This window comes from Nocardia sp. NBC_00881 (assembly GCF_045207455.1).
Taxonomy (GTDB): domain Bacteria; phylum Actinomycetota; class Actinomycetes; order Mycobacteriales; family Mycobacteriaceae; genus Nocardia.
On sequence record NZ_CP108798.1, the window covers coordinates 2,676,425 to 2,692,881 of the forward strand.

The following is a 16,457-nucleotide window of genomic DNA, read 5'->3' on the forward strand; positions in this document are numbered from 1 at the left end:
CCGGGCCGATCTGGTTGAACAGGCGATCAGCGATCTTGCCAGCAGGCGGTGTGACACGCGCACTTACCGTCGTGGCGCCGCGGCCCTCGCCACCGCGCTGATCGGTCTCGCTTCGCCTGCCCCAGCCTCCGCGATCGTGGGCGGCACCGAGCGACGGTGGACTACCCGTTGCTGGCCGCCGTCGACACGCCGCTGTTCATCACCCGCCCCTCCGGCCAGTTCTGCGGCGCCGCGCTCATCATGCCGGACCAGGGATCACCGCGGCGCACTGTGTCGACCCGGCCAGACTGCTGCCCGAGGCGCTCACCTCACCTTCGGCCGCGACGACCCCTCGGCGCCACAACCGACTCCGTGCTCGGCAACACCTACGACCTCCGCGGAAACGACGGAACCACGGTGCGGGTCAAAGATCTTCGCGTCCACCCGAACGGCGCCGCGACCCGAACGGGCTACTGCTGCGGCGGGTAGGGCGGTTGGTATTGCTGCTGCGGCGGTTGGTACTGCTGCGGCTGTGGTGGGTAGGACTGCTGATACTGCGGCGGCGCCCCGAAACCCTGCTGGGGCGGATACGGCTGCTGATCCTGCTGAGGTGGATACGGCTGTTGATACTGCGGCGGCTGCGATTGCTGGTACTGCTGCGGCGCATACGGCTGCTGCGGCTGATTCGAGTTCTTCCTCTTGCTCAGCCAGATCGCGAGCCCGATGCCGACGACTACGAGCCCGATACAGAGGATGCCGACCCAGATCGAGCCGCCGCTGCCGCGACTGCGACCGCGCCGCCTGGCCTCGGTCGAGTCCAGCGCCACGGTCCACACACTCGTATCGGACCAGGCATGTGGATCGAGCACCGCGGCGTTGGTCAGCACGTCGGCATAGGTCATCGAGAATTACCCCCTAGGGAATGGATTCAGCGCTCGGTCTCAGGCGCAGTCGATGCTATCTCGCCCGATCCAGGTCACTTCCCAACTGTGGGACGGCGCGGTGGGGCGCAGCAACCGCCGGCGCACGGGGTGCCGTTGGGTGTACAGCCGTAACCCGGGACCTCGCCAAGCCGTCGGGGTTCGTTTTCGTCCAGGTACTCGGAGGTCAGTTCGACGACCAGCTTCGCGAAACGGGGATCGGTGCCCGGCGTGGCGACGCGAGCAAAAGCCATGCCCAGCTCGGCTGCCTTCTGCGCGGCCTCGTTGTCGAGATCCCAGATGACCTCGAGGTGGTCGGACACGAAGCCAACCGGGCAAACGACGACCGCCTCGACGTCCTTGGCCGCGAGGTCGTCGAGGTGGTCGGCGATGTCCGGCTCCAGCCACGGCACCTGCGGTGGGCCGGACCTGGACTGCCACACCAGGTCGTAGCCGGTGAAACCGGTTGCGGCGGCGCACAATCGCGCGGCGTCGGCGACCTGACGGCTGTACAGGCGGCCACCGTCGGCAGGCGGGCCCGCAGCGGCGTCGGCCGACACCGGAATCGAGTGCGCGGTGAACACCAGTCGCGCGCCTGCACGGCGGTCGGCCGGAAGGCGCTCGCGCGCCGCGCGAATCGCGTCGGCGAACGCGTCGATCAGCAGGGGGTGGTCGAAATAGTGGCGCAGTTTCACCAATTGCGGCGCACCGGAACCGAAAGCCGCACGTGCCCTTGCGATGTCCTCGTGGTACTGCAGGCAGCCCGAGTAACCGCCCCACGCCGAGGTCGGGAACACCAGCGCGGTACCGACACCGTCGGCAGCCATCCGCGCGACGGTGTCCTCCACCATGGGATCCCAGTTCCGGTTACCGAAGTAGACCGGCAGATCGATACCCACCGTGGTCAATTCGGTCTCGACCGCGGCGATGATGTCGCGGTTGAGCGCGTTGATCGGCGAGACGCCGCCGAAATGCCGGTAATGTTCGGCGACCTCTTCGAGACGTTCGCGCGGCACTCCCCTACCCCGGGTGACATTCTCCAGGAACGGCATCACGTCCTCTGGACGCTCCGGGCCGCCGAAGGACAGCAACAGCAGCGCGTCGACAGCACGAACCACAGTGCCTCCTCCCGAATCAGGCTCAGTTGATCGACATGTTCTCCGGGAACCAGGTGTTGTGGCTGGCGCCGCCGTCGACGTAGATAATCGAGCCCGTGGTGCCGGGCAGCCAGTCCGACAGCAGCGCGACGATCGACTTCGCCACTACCGTCGGGTCGTCGACGTCCCAGCCGATCGGCGACGCGCCGTCCCAGTAGGTGTTGAGCTGGTTCAGCTTGGCGGCGTCGTCGGTCGCGGTGCCCGCGATCGCCTTGGCGGCCAGTGTCTTGATCGGACCGGCGGCGATCAGGTTCGAGCGGATCTTCTTGGCCGTACCCACTTCCCGTGCCACGTACCGGTTCACCGACTCCAGAGCCGCCTTCGCCACGCCCATCCAGTTGTAGAACGGCATCGCGGTGCGCGGATCGAAGTCCATGCCGACGATCGAGCCGCCCTCGTTCATCACGGGGAGCACAGCGCGCGACAGCGACGCGTAGCTCCATGCCGAGATCTCGAACGCCTTGGCGGCGTCCGGGCCGGGACCATCGAGGAATGGACGCGCCTCCGGCCCCATCAGGGTGCGCGGCGCGAACGCGATCGAGTGCAGCAGCCCGTCGAGCCCTTCCGGCGCCAGCTGACGCACCTTGTCAGCGAGCGCGGCGAGATCATCCTCGCTGGTCACGTCGAGCCCGATGGCAGGCGGAACCTCCTGCGGCAGTCGCTTGGCGATCCGGTCGATCAGCCGCAGCCGCTCCGGGATACCGGTGATGATCACCTTCGCGCCCTGCTCCTGCGCGACCGCCGCCGCGTGGAACGCGATCGACGAATCGGTGATGATGCCGGTGACCAGAATGGTCTTGCCTTCGAGCAGTCCGCCCATGAGTCCTCGGTTCTCCTGAAGTCGAATGTCTGAGTTGCATGCGGCCCGAAGGTCTCGGCACCGCGCGGCTTTGGGCTAGCTCAGTGGCCCATGCCCATGCCACCGTCGACCGGTATCACGGCGCCGGACACATAGGCTGAGTCCTCGGAGGCCAGGAAGCTGACCACGGCCGCAACATCTTCCGGCTGGCCGAGCCGCTGCAGAGGAATGAACTGCTTCGCCATGTCGCGGTACTTTTCATCCAGTTCCGCGGTCATATCCGTTTCGATGAACCCCGGCGCGACGACATTGGCGGTGATCGATCGCGAGCCGAGTTCCCGGGTGATCGATCGCGCCATGCCGATCACGCCCGCCTTGGAGGCGGCGTAATTGATCTGGCCGGGCCCGCCACCCATACCGACCACCGAGCCGAGGAAGACCAGGCGGCCCCAGCGCGCCCGCAACATGGCCCGGTTGGCCCGCTTGGCCACCCGGAACGCACCGGTCAGGTTGGCGTCGACAACCCGGGTGAACTGCTCCTCGGTCATCCGCATGAGCAGGGTGTCGTCAGTGATGCCCGCGTTGGCCACCAGCACCTCGACCGGGCCCTGATGCTGCTCCACCTCGGTGAACGCCCGATCCACCGACTCACTATCGGTCACATCGCATTTCACACCGAACAGCCCGTCCGGCACCCCCGAACCACGATGCGTGACGGCCACCTTGTGACCGTCGGCAAGCAGACGCTGCGCGACCGCGAGACCGATGCCGCGATTACCGCCGGTCACCAGGACCGACCGAGACGTGATGTTCGACATGAAGACCAACCTATCTGTTCGGGTTCGTGCGCCGCGCCCGGGCTCCACACCTTCGCGTGATGCCATAGTCGCGTCCGCGCTACGGCAGGCGTTGACGATAGAGCAAGCCGGTCACGACGCCGGCGGAGACGAGCAACATGCCGAGCAGCAGCCACGGCCTGCTGGCATCGCCCCTGGTCATCTCATAGCCGATCTGCTGTTCGAGTGTGTCGTACACGGCGGTCAGCTCCGCGAGGCTGGAGGCGGTGTAGAAGTCTCCGCCGGAGAGCTTGGCGATCTCGCGCAGCGCATCGTTGTCGACGGGCACCTTCACCCGCTGCGTCCCCTTGCCGTCCTGGTCGGGGATCTCCACCGATCCCCACTCGGTGCCGAACGAAATCGTCGACACCGGAACGCCCTTGCTCTTGGCCAGCCGCGCGGCGGTGAAACCGTGGCGGGGGTTGTCGACGTCCTTGTCGTCGGGCACGGTCTGCTTGCCGTCGGACATCAGCACGATCCGCGCGGGCGGCGGCGTCTCCGCGCCGCCGAGCACGGTGGCCAGCGTCTCGATCGACTGCAGCGCGGTGAGAATGCCCTCACCGGTGGCGGTGCGCTCGGCGAGCTTGATGTTGTCGATGGCCGCCTTGACCGATTCCCGGTTCACGGTCGGCGGCACCATCACCGACGCGGTGCCCGCGAAAGTGACGAAGCCGAGGTTGATGCCGGGGGTCAGCCCGTCGACGAACTCCTTGCCTGCCTTCTGCGCCACCTGCAACCTGCTCGGCGGCACGTCGGTGGCCTCCATGGACAGCGAGACGTCCATCACCAGCATGACGGTCGCGCGGTTGCGCGGCACCTTCTTGACCGCCGTCGGCCCGGCCGCGGCGACGGTGAGGAACACCAGGCCGACCAGCATGAGCGCGACAGCCACGTGCCGGAACGGGCTCGGCCGCGAGGGCGCGACCTTCTCCAGCAGCTCCATGTTGGTGAACTTCAACATGTGCTTGTGCCTGCCGCGCTGCACCAGGATGTAGCCGAGCGCGATCAGTGCGACGACCGCGAGGAATCCGAGCCAGAGCTGCGCGGTGAAATGCGAAATACTCACTGGCGTGGCACCCGCCCGGTCGGGGCGCCGAAGCTGTGGCGCCGGGTGGACACGAACCGGACCACGTCGGCGATCCAGTCCCGATCGGTTTGCAGAGTGAGTACCGGGGCGCCACAGCTGCGCAGGGCCTGTTCGACCTGCTGACGGTGGCGCTGGGCGGCGGCCGCGAAATCGGCGCGCAATGTGGGGGTCACGCTGAATTCGCGGGTGCGCCCGGTCTCCGGATCGTGCAGCACGACATCGCCCATATCAGGCAGCGACAGGTCGCGTGGATCGAGCACCTCGACCGCGAGCAGATCATGCCTGGCGGCGATGGCGCGCAGCGAGCGCTGCCAGTCGATATCGCCGAGGAAGTCGCTGACGATCACCGCGAGCCCCCGTTTGCGTTGCGGGCGGCGCAGCGACTCGATGCCGCCGCGCAGGTCACCGCGCACGCCGTCACGCGCGTGCCGCGTGGTCGCGATGCTGCGCAGCATCGACTGGGCGTGGACGCGCCCGCTGCGCGCGGGAATGCGGACCAACTGCTCGCCCGTCGCGACGACCGCGCCGATCCGGTTGCCGCCGCCGCTGGTCAGATAGGTGATGGCAGCCGCGGCGGCGATCGCGAGATCGCGCTTCTGGCAGGCGGCGGTACCGAAGTCCAGGCTGGCCGACAGGTCGACCACCATCCAGGTTTCCAGCTCCCGGTCGGCGATCATCTGCCGCACGTGCGGATGGGTGGTGCGGGCGGTGACCGACCAATCCATCTGGCGCACATCGTCACCCGGCTGGTAGGTACGCGCCTCCCCCGGCTCGGAGCCGGGCCCGGGGATGAGACCGAGGTGGTCGCCGTGCAGCACGCCGTCGAGTCTGCGGCGCACGGTGAGCTCGAGAGTCTTCAGTGCGACCGACAGCCGCGGGTCGGTCAGCTCCCCCGATCGGAACGATGGCGGTGCGTGAGACGACATCGACACTGCGGCAACCGGATCCGATGCCGAGGTCACTTCGACGGGAAGTTGCCGGCGGGCTGGGACTGCTGCCCGTTCGGCGGCTGCGGCACGGCCTGCTGCTGCGGTGAGGGCGGCTGCGGGATCTGCTGCGGAGCCTGCTGAGATGGAGCGGGTGGCGCGGCCGGAGCGCCCGGCGCGACGGCATGCGGCGCGACCTGTGGCAGGCCGATGGTCTGCAGCACGCGCTTGATGACGTCCTCCGGGCTGATCTCGTCGGCGAGCGCGTCGTAGGACAGCACGAGCCGGTGGCGCAGCACGTCCGGGATCACTTCGACGACATCTTGCGGCACGACGTAGTCGCGCCCGCGGATCAGCGCGACGGCGCGGGCCGCGGCGATGATGCCGAGGCTGGCGCGCGGTGAAGCGCCGTAGGAGATCCAGCTGGCCACATCCTGCATGCCGAAGTCGGCGGGCTTGCGGGTCGCCGCGATAACCCGGACCACGTAGTCGACCAGCGCGTGATGGACGAAGGTGTTGGCCGCGACCTTCTGCAGGCGGATCAGCTCCTCCGGCTGCAGGATGCGGCCGGCCTCCGGTGGGGTCACGCCCATCCGGTAGATGATCTCGCGCTCCTCCTCCACGGAGGGGTAGTCGACGACGACCTTGAACAGGAAGCGGTCACGCTGCGCCTCCGGCAGCGGGTACACGCCCTCACTCTCGATCGGGTTCTGGGTCGCCATCACCAGGAACGGATCAGGCATCGGGTAGGTCTTGCCGCCGATCGACACGTGCCGCTCGGCCATCACCTCGAGCAACGCCGACTGCACCTTGGCCGGTGCCCGGTTGATCTCGTCGGCGAGTACGAAGTTCGCGACGACCGGGCCTAGCTCGGTATCGAATTCCTCGCGGCCCTGCCGGTAGATACGGGTACCGATGAGGTCGGTGGGCACCAGGTCCGGCGTGAACTGCACGCGGGCGAACGAACCGCCGACCACTTTCGCGAACGTTTCCACCGCAAGCGTCTTCGCGATACCCGGCACACCCTCGAGCAGGACGTGGCCACGCGCGAGCACACCGACGAGCAACCGCTCGACCAGACGATCCTGGCCCACGATCACGCGCTTGACCTCGTAGATCGCCTTCTCCAGGGTCTGGACGTCACGCTCGAGGGTGCTGGGCGCGGAGGCAGGCGTATCTTTCGCCAAATTCGCCCCGCTCACACCGTCCGTCGAAGTCACCAACATCCCCGCTTTCGCCTTGGTCCTGTGCGTGCTGCCACAACTATTCCAGGTAATGGCCGCCTGTGCCGCACCCGGACCCGACAAGAACGGAATTCGACGGCTTCCCAGCCCGCTTCACACCCGGAATGTCCGATATGTCAGGAGAGGATACGGACCGCGTACGGCATGATGCCGCCCTCACGGACCGCGGACACCTTGACCACCTCGCCGGACTGCGGCGCCTCGACCATTGTCCCGTTACCTAGATAGAGCGCCACGTGCTGACTGCCGTTGGGCCCCCAGAACAGCATGTCGCCACGTTCGCGCTGCCCCACCGGCACCCGCGTGCCCGCGTTGTACTGATAGCCGCTGTAGTGCGGCAGCGATACTCCGATGCCCGCGAAGGCGTATACCATCAGCCCCGAGCAGTCGAAGCCCATCTTGTCGTAGTCGCCGTGATTGTCGGCGACGCCGCCGTCGTGGATGCCCAGCGTCGGTCCGTCCTCATCGCCTCCACCCCAGGCATAGGTGACGCCCAGCTGTGACATTGCCCGATCGACCACGATCTCGATCGCCGTGGAACCGCCGACCGAGGGCGTGGTCGCCCGGGGGGATCCCCGCCGCGGCGGCGCGTCCTCGATCTGGGCGTGCGGACGCCTGCCCGCACCGAGCTCGGCGGCGCGGTCACGGGCGGCCTGGTCGGCGGCCGCGCGAGCGGCGGCAGCGGCGGCGGCCGCACGCACCGCGGATTCCTCCGCCGTGCGCTGCGCGTCCCAGGCCAGGTACGCATCGCGCTGATCCCGCAGACCCGCCACGTTCTGCCGCGCCAGACCGAGCCTGCCCTGCGCGTCCTGGCGCTTGCGGAGCAGGTCGGCGCGCTGCACGGCCTGCTGGTCGAACTCGGCCTTGGCGGCGGCGACCGCGTTCTGGGCGTCGGCCTTCCTCACCTCGGTGGCGGCCGCGGCCGCGTCGGCGGCGGACTTCGCCTGGCGCGCGCTGGAGTTCTTGTTGCCCTGATCGATCTGCGCGCGGCGCAGGCTGTCGAGCACCTGCCGCTGGTTTTTGGAGACCAGGTTCAGCAGCTCGGCCTGATCGAGCGCGCTTGCCGGGGTAGCGGCCGCGAGGTAGGTAACCATTGATTCGGAGGCCGGCCGGGTGTATGCCTGGGCGGCGAACTGGTCGAAGTTACGCCGCGCCTGGCCGACTCGCGTTCCGGCAGCAGCCAATTCGCGCTGGGTGTCGGCGACCACCACGGCGGCAGCGTCGGCGGCGGTGCGCGCGGTCTGCAGGTCGACCAGGGCCTTGTTGACGTCTTCACGCTTTCGCGCGACCGCGTCGTCGAGTTGCCGCAGCTGCTGGTCGACTGCGGCGACCTGGTTGATCAAGGTGCTCACCTCGGTGATCCCCGCATCGACCTGCGCTCCGGCTTCGGCGATCTGGCTGTCACTGGGATTCGGCGGCGGTGGCGGCAACGCGTCGGCAGGCCCCGTGGCGACTAGCACGGAAACCATAGCCAGCAATCCCATAGCGATCCACAAAGGACGCCGGTGGGCGAACTCACCGTTACTGCGCATCGCACCTCCCAAGGACCGAATTCCGGCGATGCCTCATAGGCATCAGCAGAACCATGACGCACGGTGGCCGACAGATGGCCTCTGGAAACACTTATTCCCCAGCAGCAACCATTCGAACCGTACGACACTTAAGTCACCGAGGAAACTCCCGCAACAGAACTACACGCGCGTAATTCCTACTTTGCCCAGAATTTGCCAGATGGCACTTCGGCTTCGTGGAGTAAGACAAACCAGACGTTCATAAAATTAACTGCCGAGAAACCAGAGTCTCGGTGAGCGCCGAGTCGCACCAGCACAATCACTAGGGGGCACCCGGCTGCCATCGGACGATCCCGCACCGGAGGACCGGCCTGCCGAAGCGATCGGCGGCGCGGCCACGAAGGACCGGCACTCGCGGTCGGCCACGCAGTCGGACGCGCAGAACCGCCACCGATCGGTGGGCGGCCTACCGCACGACAAGGATCGGGGCGGCCCACAGAACCGACCCCGTCGACGGCCGTCGTCCAGCGACGAAAATCAGTCGGCCGAACACCGACACACGAATGACTCCGCGCTAGATCGCCCGAATGTCGGGTGCCGCGTCCTCTCGAAGCCGCAGATCGCCGGAACTCCGCACGAGCGCGCCCTCGCTCCGCCGCGCCCGCCTGGCCTTGACCCCGTACAGCCCACCGATGGCGGCCAGTGTCACTAGCAGCAGTACGGAGGTGATGGCGGTCCATGACACGGATTCCGGGGCCTCCAGACGACCGACGAAAATCGTGGCAGCCTCCGAGCTCTTACCGTGCGTCTCCTTCGCGGCGTCCTCCGCCCATTCCAGCCGAACGCGACTCACCGAGTCGCTGTACGTGCCGACCCAGTCGTCGCTCAAGACGACGACGGTGCCGTGCTGCGTCTTGCCCACCTCGGTGGCCAGGTCACGTAGGCTCGAGTCGTGGCCTGGGTTGCCGGGAACTACCACAATGCTCAACGGGATTCCGTGGGATCGCGCATCCGCGGCGATGGTCGCCAACTCCGACTTGTCCTTGCCGGTGAGGGTCGCGACGTGGTCGTCAGCCAGATCGGCATTGAGCGAGCTCACGGTGTCGGCGCTGATATTCGGCGGCAGTTCGGCGGCCATAGGGGTGAAAACCGAGGTGTGCGGGGCGGTCATCTTCCATCCGGTCTGTCGAGCCGCATCGGCATCCGAAGCGACGGGCATCCAACACTGCAGGGTTGAGCGAGGTCCCCCTTGCTGGCTCGAAAGCACAGTACGCGACGGAGTGTCGCAGCACGCACGTGCGGCACACCCCAGCGGCCCCCAGGTGTTTCACAGGACAAGCGTACTGTTAAGGTCGTAGCGCGAGGAACCGGCGCCTTCCGGCGCGGGAGCACCTCCGAAGACTCGGTCGCCGGCACAGCCCTGCCGGCGGCCACCCGCACAGACGAGTGGAGCTGACGTGACGACAAGTATCGATACTTTCGGCGCCAAGGGCACCCTCGAGGTCGGAAGCGACTCCTACGAGATCTTCCGCCTCTCCGCCGTGCCCGGCACCGAGAAACTCCCCTACGCACTGAAGGTCCTCGCGGAAAACCTCCTCCGCACCGAGGACGGCGCCAACATCACCGCCGATCACATTCGCGCCATCGCGAAGTGGGATCCGTCGGCCGAGCCGAATACCGAGATCCAGTTCACCCCCGCACGCGTCATCATGCAGGACTTCACCGGTGTGCCGTGCATCGTCGACCTGGCCACCATGCGCGAGGCCGTCGCCACCCTCGGCGGCGACCCGGACAAGGTGAACCCCCTCGCCCCCGCCGAGATGGTCATCGACCACTCGGTCATCATCGACGTATTCGGCCGCGCCGACGCGTTCGAGCGCAACGTCGACATCGAATACCAGCGCAACGGTGAGCGCTACCAGTTCCTGCGCTGGGGCCAGACCGCGTTCGACGACTTCAAGGTCGTTCCACCTAGCACCGGCATCGTGCACCAGGTCAACATCGAGCACCTGGCCCGTGTCGTCATGGTCCGCGACCGCCCGAGCGGGTCAGGCCCGGAGGACGCAGCCGCGGGCGTAACCACGCAGGGCCCCCGCTCGGGCGGCAACGTCATTCGTCAGGCCTACCCCGACACGTGCGTCGGCACCGACTCGCACACCACGATGGTCAATGGCCTCGGCGTCCTGGGTTGGGGCGTCGGCGGCATCGAGGCCGAGGCGGCCATGCTAGGCCAGCCCGTCTCGATGCTGATCCCGCGCGTGGTCGGCTTCAGGCTGACCGGCGAGATCAACCCGGGCGTGACCGCGACCGACGTCGTGCTCACCGTCACGGACATGCTGCGCAAGCACGGCGTGGTCGGCAAGTTCGTCGAGTTCTACGGCAAGGGCGTCGCCGAGGTGCCGCTGGCCAACCGCGCCACTCTGGGCAATATGAGCCCCGAGTTCGGTTCCACGGCGGCGATCTTCCCGATCGATGAGGTGACCGTCGAGTACCTGCGCCTGACCGGTCGTTCCGACGAGCAGGTCGCGCTGGTCGAGGCCTACGCCAAGGAGCAGGGCCTCTGGCACGACGCCGACAAGGAGCCCGCCTACTCGGAGTACCTGGAACTCGACCTGAGCACCGTAGTGCCGTCCATCGCGGGTCCGAAGCGTCCGCAGGACCGAATCCTGTTGTCGGAGTCCAAGACCGCCTTCCGCAAGGACATCCACAACTACACCGATGACGCGGTCACCGGCCCGGCCGCCGCCACACCGCACACGCACCTGGACGAGGCCATCGAAGAGTCTTTCCCGGCCAGCGATCCGGCGGTGCTGTCCTTCGCCGACGACGACGCCGTGTTGGCGTCGGCCGCGAACGGCGCCCAGGGCCGTCCGTCGAAGCCCGTCAAGGTGCAGACCGAGGAGTACGGCGACTTCGTGCTCGACCACGGCGCGGTCGTGGTCGCCTCGATCACCTCCTGCACCAACACCTCCAACCCGTCGGTCATGCTCGGCGCCGCCCTGCTCGCCCGCAACGCGGTGGACAAAGGCCTGACCCGTAAGCCGTGGGTGAAGACCTCCATGGCGCCGGGCTCGCAGGTCGTCAACGGCTACTACGAGAAGGCGGGCCTCTGGCCCTACCTGGACAAGCTCGGCTTCAACCTGGTCGCCTTCGGCTGCGCCACCTGCATCGGCAACACCGGCCCGCTGCCGGAGGAGATCTCCAAGGCGGTCAACGACAATGACCTCACAGTCACCGCGGTGCTGTCCGGCAACCGCAATTTCGAAGGCCGCATCTCTCCCGATGTGAAGATGAACTACCTTGCCTCCCCGCCGCTGGTGATCGCCTACGCGCTCGCGGGAACCATGGACTTCGACTTCGAGCACGACGCCCTCGGCCAGGACAACGACGGCAACGACGTCTTCCTGAAGGACATCTGGCCGTCGCCGCAGGAGATCCAGGACACCATCGACCGGGTCATCAGCCGCGACATGTTCCTCGAGGACTACAAGGACGTCTTCAAGGGCGACGAGCGATGGCGGAGTCTGCCCACTCCGGAGGGTAAGACCTTCGAGTGGGCAGAGGAGTCGACCTACGTGCGCAAGCCCCCGTACTTCGAGGGCATGCCGCCGACCCCGGAGCCGGTCACCGATATCAAGAGCGCCCGCGTGCTCGCGCTGCTGGGAGACTCGGTCACCACCGACCACATCTCCCCCGCGGGCAACATCAAGCCCGGCACCCCGGCCGCGCAGTACCTGGAGGCCAACGGCGTCGAGCGCAAGGACTACAACTCCTACGGTTCCCGGCGCGGTAACCACGAGGTGATGATCCGCGGGACCTTCGCCAACATTCGGCTGCGTAACCAGCTGCTCGACGACGTCTCCGGTGGCTACACCCGTGACTTCACCCAGGAGGGCGGGCCGCAGGCGTTCATCTACGACGCCGCGCAGAACTACCAGGCCGCGGGCATACCGCTGGTCGTGCTCGGCGGCAAGGAGTACGGCTCGGGTTCCTCGCGTGACTGGGCCGCCAAAGGCACCCGCCTGCTCGGCGTGAAGGCCGTCATCACGGAGTCCTTCGAGCGCATCCACCGCTCCAACCTCATCGGCATGGGCGTCGTCCCGCTGCAATTCCCCGCGGGCGAGTCGGCCGCGTCGCTGAAGCTGGACGGTACCGAGACCTTCGACATCGAGGGCATCACCCGGCTGAACGAGGGCGTCACCCCGAAGACGATGAAGGTCACCGCTACCAAGGAGAACGGTGACAAGATCACCTTCGACGCAGTGGTCCGGATCGACACCCCCGGCGAGGCCGATTACTACCGCAACGGCGGCATCCTGCAGTACGTGCTGCGCAATATGATTCGCGGCTGAGCTGTTTCGCTGACCGTCCGCCGTCGGTTCGCGCCGAGGGCGGACGGCAGAACCGTCGTAGAGGGTCCGCGCACCGCTTCCGTGGTGCGCGGACCTCTCCGCATTCCGCTTCGCGCCGCCCGCTACGTTCGGAGGAGCCCCCATGCCCAAGGTCAGTGACGATCACCTCGCCGCCCGGCGCAGCCAGATTCTGGACGGAGCACGCCGCTGCTTCGCCGAATACGGCTACGACGGCGCCACCGTGCGCCGTCTGGAGGAGGAGATCGGGCTATCGCGGGGCGCCATCTTCCACCATTTCCGCGACAAGGACGCGCTGTTCCTCGCCCTCGCCCAAGAGGACGCCGAACGCATGGCCGACGTCGCCGCCAACCAGGGCATCGTGCAGGTGATGCGCGATATGCTCGCCCACCCCGAGCAGTTCAACTGGCTCGGAACACGCTTGGAGATCGCGCGGCGGCTGCGCACCGACGCGGAGTTCCGCGCGGGCTGGACCCAGCGCTCCGCCGAACTCACCGCCGCCACGCTGGCCCGCCTGGAGCGCCGCAAGGCCGCAGGGGCACTGCGCGACGACGTCCCCACCGACGTTCTACTCGGCTACCTCGATCTCGTCCTGGACGGTCTGATCGCCCGGATCGCCTCCGGCCACACCAATGAGAACCTCACCGCCGTACTGGATCTCGTCGAGGCCTCGGTCCGCCGCAAGCACTGAGCCGCCCGATTCAGAACGCCGCGTTCAGGTAGTTCGCCGCGTGCGTCGTCCACGACACGTTTGTGCCTGGCATGCTCCGGCTCGCGTAGAGCACATGCTGGCCGTCGGGCGGCGGGGTCAGATAGCCGACGACGCCGCGGACCGCGCTGGCGTAGCGATCGAGGTTGGCGATCGGGTCCCGCATCAGCACTTCGAGTAGTTCGGCGAAGATCAACGGCGCGACGTCGCCGATTCGGGCGCCCTCGACGAAGGAGAACGGCGAGACGCCGGCGTCGATGATGCGCAGGGGCGAGCCCGCCGGGGACGCCGTGATGATGTCACCAGGGTTCGCGTACTCGCGGACCGCTACGGAAGCGGGCCAGGAGCCGCGCTGACCATGCAGGCCGAAAGTCGAGGGTGCGCAGAGGTTTCCCACCGACTCGCCCGCTCGGCGCAGTGGGTTGGCGATGTTCACCGCGAACGCGATTTCCAGCGGCGTGCCATCGGTGTTCTTGTACTTTCCCGATCGGACGCCCTCCAGGATCCGGCTCGCGCAGATCCCGCCGAGCGAATAGCTCAGCAGACCACAGACATTCGGTGACTCCTGGATCGCCCGCACCCCCGCGGCGATCCCCAGCCGCACCGATGTGTCCAGCGAGGGGCCCACTACGTTCGGCGCAGGACCTACCGAGGCGGGCCAGTCCGGTTCGAAAGAGCCGAACCGGCTGGTGTCGAGCAATCTAGTGACGTAGTGCACCATGCCCGCAGGCGCGCCGTCAGGGTTCCGCGGCTCACCGGTGCCACGGAACGTGATGATGTCGATCATCGTGACCTCCTCGCGCACCGCACCGACCTTCGGTACGGAATCCCACGGTAGATCCCTGCGGCACAGCGCGTCCCGAGTAACGGGCTACCTCGTCGCGACACGCGTTTCGCCACGCGGAAGCGTGATCCGACAGGAGAACGCCCGGTGGCTACTCGCCCGGCTCCATGCTGCTGAGCAGCACCCGCACGATCCGGTCCAGTTCGCGCCGGTCGCTCGGGGCGAGCACGGACAGCAACCTGGTTTCGTTCGCGGTGTGCTCGGTGACGACGATGTCGATCAATTCCCGCCCGGCGTCGGTAAGGGCGACCCGAATCGCGCGGCGATCTGCGGCGTCCGCGATGCGACGCACCATCCCGGCCGCCTCCAGCCGGTCCAACCGTCCGGTCATGCCCGCGCGCGAGAGCATGAGCGTGGCGGCGAGCACCGATGGGTTCAGCTCGAACGGCTCGCCCGAACGACGCAGCGCCGCAAGCACATCGAACTCGCCACGCTGCAGGCCGTGCTTGCCGAACACCGCCTCGATCTCGCGCTGCGCCACCACTGTCAGCCTCCCGAGACGGCCCAGCACGGCCATGGCCTCCAGGTTCAGATCCGGTCGTTCGCGTCGCCACTGAGCCACGATCGCGTCGATCGGATCAGATATCTGCTCCGTCATGGACAAGATTTTATTCGCTGGGATATAGTTTGGTAGCGAATTATCCATCACCGAACTATCTGGAGTCCGAAATGATCATTACCCCATGTAAGGACATCGCGATCCGTCAGGCGGAAGACGCCGAAACGCTGGGCTCCGAGTCGGTCACCATGCGCCTGCTGATCGATGCCGAGGAGGCAGGCGGCGCGCTGAGCAACCTCGAAGTCACCATGGCCCCCGGTGCCGACGGTGCGGCGCCGCACTACCACACCCAGTCGGATGAGCTGTTCTACATCGCCGACGGGGAACTGCAGCTACTGGCAGGCAATCGAATTGTGACGGTCGGCGCGGGGGGCTCGATCGTCGTGCCGAAGCTCATGCCGCACGCTTTCGGCGCCACACCGGACGGCTCGGCGCGGATCATGATCACGCTCATGCCGGGTGTACAGCGCTTCGAGTATTTCCGGCTGTTGGACCGAATTGCCAAGGGCAATTCCACGCTCGCCGATCTCGCGGCGTCCCAGGAAGAGTTCGACAACCACTTCGTCGACGCCCCAGCCTGGTGGGCGGAACGAAACGCGAACCGATGCTGAGCGGCCGCGCGCCGGTCCGAGAAATCTGCTGGCGCCACTCGAAACAGTGGCGCCGCGGCGGATGTTCGCAGCGCGGATGCCATGCTTCTCGGACCGCTCGAGCACGCCGCCCGCAAACTTGTCGCGCCACCGGGCGAACGCCGCACCGAACTCGCCAACCGCATCGACCCACTCGCCGTCCGTCGACGGTACGCACGGACGCACGACGGCCAATACCGAGCTACGAGCGCTGATCTCACACCCTGTCGAAATAGCTAGAAGATTGCACGAGGACAATTCCTGGTCTGCCGAAAACTTTCGTTGCTAGCCCCTCTCACACCGGAATTCGGTTTGCCACAGGCCGTGAAATCTCTCGATCCGAGCCGATAGTCACCCTTCCCGCGATATGATCACTCACACGCCAGGGGGTCGTGGCAAATCGTGAGCAGATCGGAGAAACGGCTATGACCGACGGAATCCGCCTTCCCGGAACCGCGCCGAAGGGTGATCGTGTTCCTCCGCTGCAGGGCCTGCTGGTAGCAGAATCGGACCGCGAGATCACCGTGCGCGTCGCCGAGGGAACGTGGACGTTCTGTCGGTCCGACGTACTGCGGGTGGTGGATTCCGCGGCGGCGCACCCCGATCAAGGCGGCCGTCCGGTGCTCGTGGACATCCGCGCGGGCGCCACCGCCGACTTCACCCGCCGACTGCGCATCGATCTGGTCGATCGGCCGATGACCATCCCCGAGTCGCCGTCCGAGGCGCTGGGCGACGACCAACTCCGCCAGCTCACCGAAATCTGGGCCGACCGTATGCAACTCGTCGACTGCCCCGGGTCGAACGGCGCGACGTTCACCTACTGCCAGACCAAATCGTCCGACGGCAGCGACGACGGCATCAACTGCGACAGTCTCGACTGAACGGCC

16 protein-coding genes are annotated in these 16,457 nt (G+C 67.1%); 5 read left to right on the forward strand and 11 right to left on the reverse strand.

From position 1 onward, the window contains the following. The first annotated feature begins 156 nt into the window (after nt 1–156). Complete coding sequence (locus tag OH799_RS10400) at nt 157–468, forward strand: hypothetical protein (RefSeq protein WP_406278517.1); 312 nt, start codon at nt 157–159, stop codon at nt 466–468. On the opposite strand, the gene OH799_RS10405 is transcribed toward OH799_RS10400, so the two are convergent. From OH799_RS10405 to OH799_RS10445, 9 genes are all read right to left on the reverse strand, one after another. Further along, entirely contained in the window at nt 450–881 is a 432-nt protein-coding gene (locus OH799_RS10405; protein WP_406278520.1) for a hypothetical protein, read from the reverse strand. The two genes, OH799_RS10400 and OH799_RS10405, sit on opposite strands and share 19 nt — an antisense overlap. Before the next feature lie 74 nt (nt 882–955). Next, nucleotides 956–2,017: a ferrochelatase gene (locus OH799_RS10410; protein WP_406278523.1), complete on the reverse strand. Its 1,062-nt coding sequence runs from the start codon at nt 2,015–2,017 to the stop codon at nt 956–958. A 22-nt stretch (nt 2,018–2,039) separates the two neighbouring features. Then, nucleotides 2,040–2,876, reverse strand: a complete 837-nt coding sequence (gene inhA / locus OH799_RS10415; RefSeq protein WP_406278526.1) for an NADH-dependent enoyl-ACP reductase InhA — start codon at nt 2,874–2,876, stop codon at nt 2,040–2,042. An 80-nt stretch (nt 2,877–2,956) separates the two neighbouring features. Beyond that, entirely contained in the window at nt 2,957–3,673 is a 717-nt protein-coding gene (gene fabG1 / locus OH799_RS10420) for a 3-oxoacyl-ACP reductase FabG1 (protein ID WP_406278529.1), read from the reverse strand. 79 nt (nt 3,674–3,752) lie between these two features. Beyond that, entirely contained in the window at nt 3,753–4,757 is a 1,005-nt protein-coding gene (locus OH799_RS10425) for a VWA domain-containing protein (protein WP_406278532.1), read from the reverse strand. After that, a complete protein-coding gene (locus tag OH799_RS10430; protein WP_406281970.1) occupies nt 4,754–5,704 on the reverse strand; it encodes a DUF58 domain-containing protein in 951 nt (316 codons plus the stop codon). Before OH799_RS10430 ends, OH799_RS10425 begins: the two co-directional genes overlap by 4 nt. 32 nt (nt 5,705–5,736) lie before the next feature. Next, nucleotides 5,737–6,930 carry an AAA family ATPase gene (locus OH799_RS10435; protein WP_406278535.1) on the reverse strand — a complete coding sequence of 398 codons (1,194 nt, stop codon included), beginning with the start codon at nt 6,928–6,930 and terminating at the stop codon, nt 5,737–5,739. A 134-nt stretch (nt 6,931–7,064) separates the two neighbouring features. Then, on the reverse strand, nt 7,065–8,480 hold the full coding sequence (locus OH799_RS10440; protein ID WP_406278538.1) for an NlpC/P60 family protein: 1,416 nt from the start codon (nt 8,478–8,480) through the stop codon (nt 7,065–7,067). Nucleotides 8,481–9,033: 553 nt separating this feature from the next. Beyond that, complete coding sequence (locus OH799_RS10445; protein ID WP_406278541.1) at nt 9,034–9,630, reverse strand: DUF6676 family protein; 597 nt, start codon at nt 9,628–9,630, stop codon at nt 9,034–9,036. 286 nt (nt 9,631–9,916) lie between these two features. Between OH799_RS10445 and acnA the strand changes: the two genes are divergently transcribed. Both acnA and OH799_RS10455 read left to right on the forward strand, forming a co-directional pair. After that, nucleotides 9,917–12,811: an aconitate hydratase AcnA gene (gene acnA, locus OH799_RS10450; protein WP_406278544.1), complete on the forward strand. Its 2,895-nt coding sequence runs from the start codon at nt 9,917–9,919 to the stop codon at nt 12,809–12,811. Between the two features lie 142 nt (nt 12,812–12,953). Then, on the forward strand, nt 12,954–13,520 hold the full coding sequence (locus OH799_RS10455) for a TetR/AcrR family transcriptional regulator (RefSeq protein WP_406278547.1): 567 nt from the start codon (nt 12,954–12,956) through the stop codon (nt 13,518–13,520). A 10-nt stretch (nt 13,521–13,530) separates the two neighbouring features. On the opposite strand, the gene OH799_RS10460 is transcribed toward OH799_RS10455, so the two are convergent. Further along, nucleotides 13,531–14,325 (reverse strand): hypothetical protein, encoded by a 795-nt coding sequence (locus tag OH799_RS10460; RefSeq protein ID WP_406278550.1) that lies wholly within the window; start codon nt 14,323–14,325, stop codon nt 13,531–13,533. 148 nt (nt 14,326–14,473) lie between these two features. Next, nucleotides 14,474–14,980, reverse strand: a complete 507-nt coding sequence (locus tag OH799_RS10465; protein WP_406278553.1) for a MarR family winged helix-turn-helix transcriptional regulator — start codon at nt 14,978–14,980, stop codon at nt 14,474–14,476. A gap of 71 nt (nt 14,981–15,051) precedes the next feature. Between OH799_RS10465 and OH799_RS10470 the strand changes: the two genes are divergently transcribed. After that, the gene (locus tag OH799_RS10470) at nt 15,052–15,552 is read left to right on the forward strand and encodes a cupin domain-containing protein (RefSeq protein ID WP_406278556.1); all 501 of its coding nucleotides are present in this window, start codon (nt 15,052–15,054) and stop codon (nt 15,550–15,552) included. A gap of 443 nt (nt 15,553–15,995) precedes the next feature. Beyond that, nucleotides 15,996–16,451, forward strand: a complete 456-nt coding sequence (locus OH799_RS10475; protein ID WP_406278559.1) for a hypothetical protein — start codon at nt 15,996–15,998, stop codon at nt 16,449–16,451. Nucleotides 16,452–16,457 lie beyond the last annotated feature (6 nt).

Bases quoted from the DNA above. Each gene is read 5' to 3' on its own strand.
- OH799_RS10430 (WP_406281970.1), bottom strand. From the start codon at position 5,704: ATGTCGTCTCACGCACCGCCATCGTTCCGATCGGGGGAGCTGACCGAC.
- OH799_RS10405 (WP_406278520.1), bottom strand. From the start codon at position 881: ATGACCTATGCCGACGTGCTGACCAACGCCGCGGTGCTCGATCCACAT.
- OH799_RS10435 (WP_406278535.1), bottom strand. From the start codon at position 6,930: ATGTTGGTGACTTCGACGGACGGTGTGAGCGGGGCGAATTTGGCGAAA.
- OH799_RS10475 (WP_406278559.1), top strand. From the start codon at position 15,996: ATGACCGACGGAATCCGCCTTCCCGGAACCGCGCCGAAGGGTGATCGT.
- OH799_RS10470 (WP_406278556.1), top strand. From the start codon at position 15,052: ATGATCATTACCCCATGTAAGGACATCGCGATCCGTCAGGCGGAAGAC.
- inhA (WP_406278526.1), bottom strand. From the start codon at position 2,876: ATGGGCGGACTGCTCGAAGGCAAGACCATTCTGGTCACCGGCATCATC.
- OH799_RS10465 (WP_406278553.1), bottom strand. From the start codon at position 14,980: ATGACGGAGCAGATATCTGATCCGATCGACGCGATCGTGGCTCAGTGG.
- OH799_RS10445 (WP_406278541.1), bottom strand. From the start codon at position 9,630: ATGACCGCCCCGCACACCTCGGTTTTCACCCCTATGGCCGCCGAACTG.
- fabG1 (WP_406278529.1), bottom strand. From the start codon at position 3,673: ATGTCGAACATCACGTCTCGGTCGGTCCTGGTGACCGGCGGTAATCGC.
- OH799_RS10440 (WP_406278538.1), bottom strand. From the start codon at position 8,480: ATGCGCAGTAACGGTGAGTTCGCCCACCGGCGTCCTTTGTGGATCGCT.
- OH799_RS10455 (WP_406278547.1), top strand. From the start codon at position 12,954: ATGCCCAAGGTCAGTGACGATCACCTCGCCGCCCGGCGCAGCCAGATT.
- OH799_RS10460 (WP_406278550.1), bottom strand. From the start codon at position 14,325: ATGATCGACATCATCACGTTCCGTGGCACCGGTGAGCCGCGGAACCCT.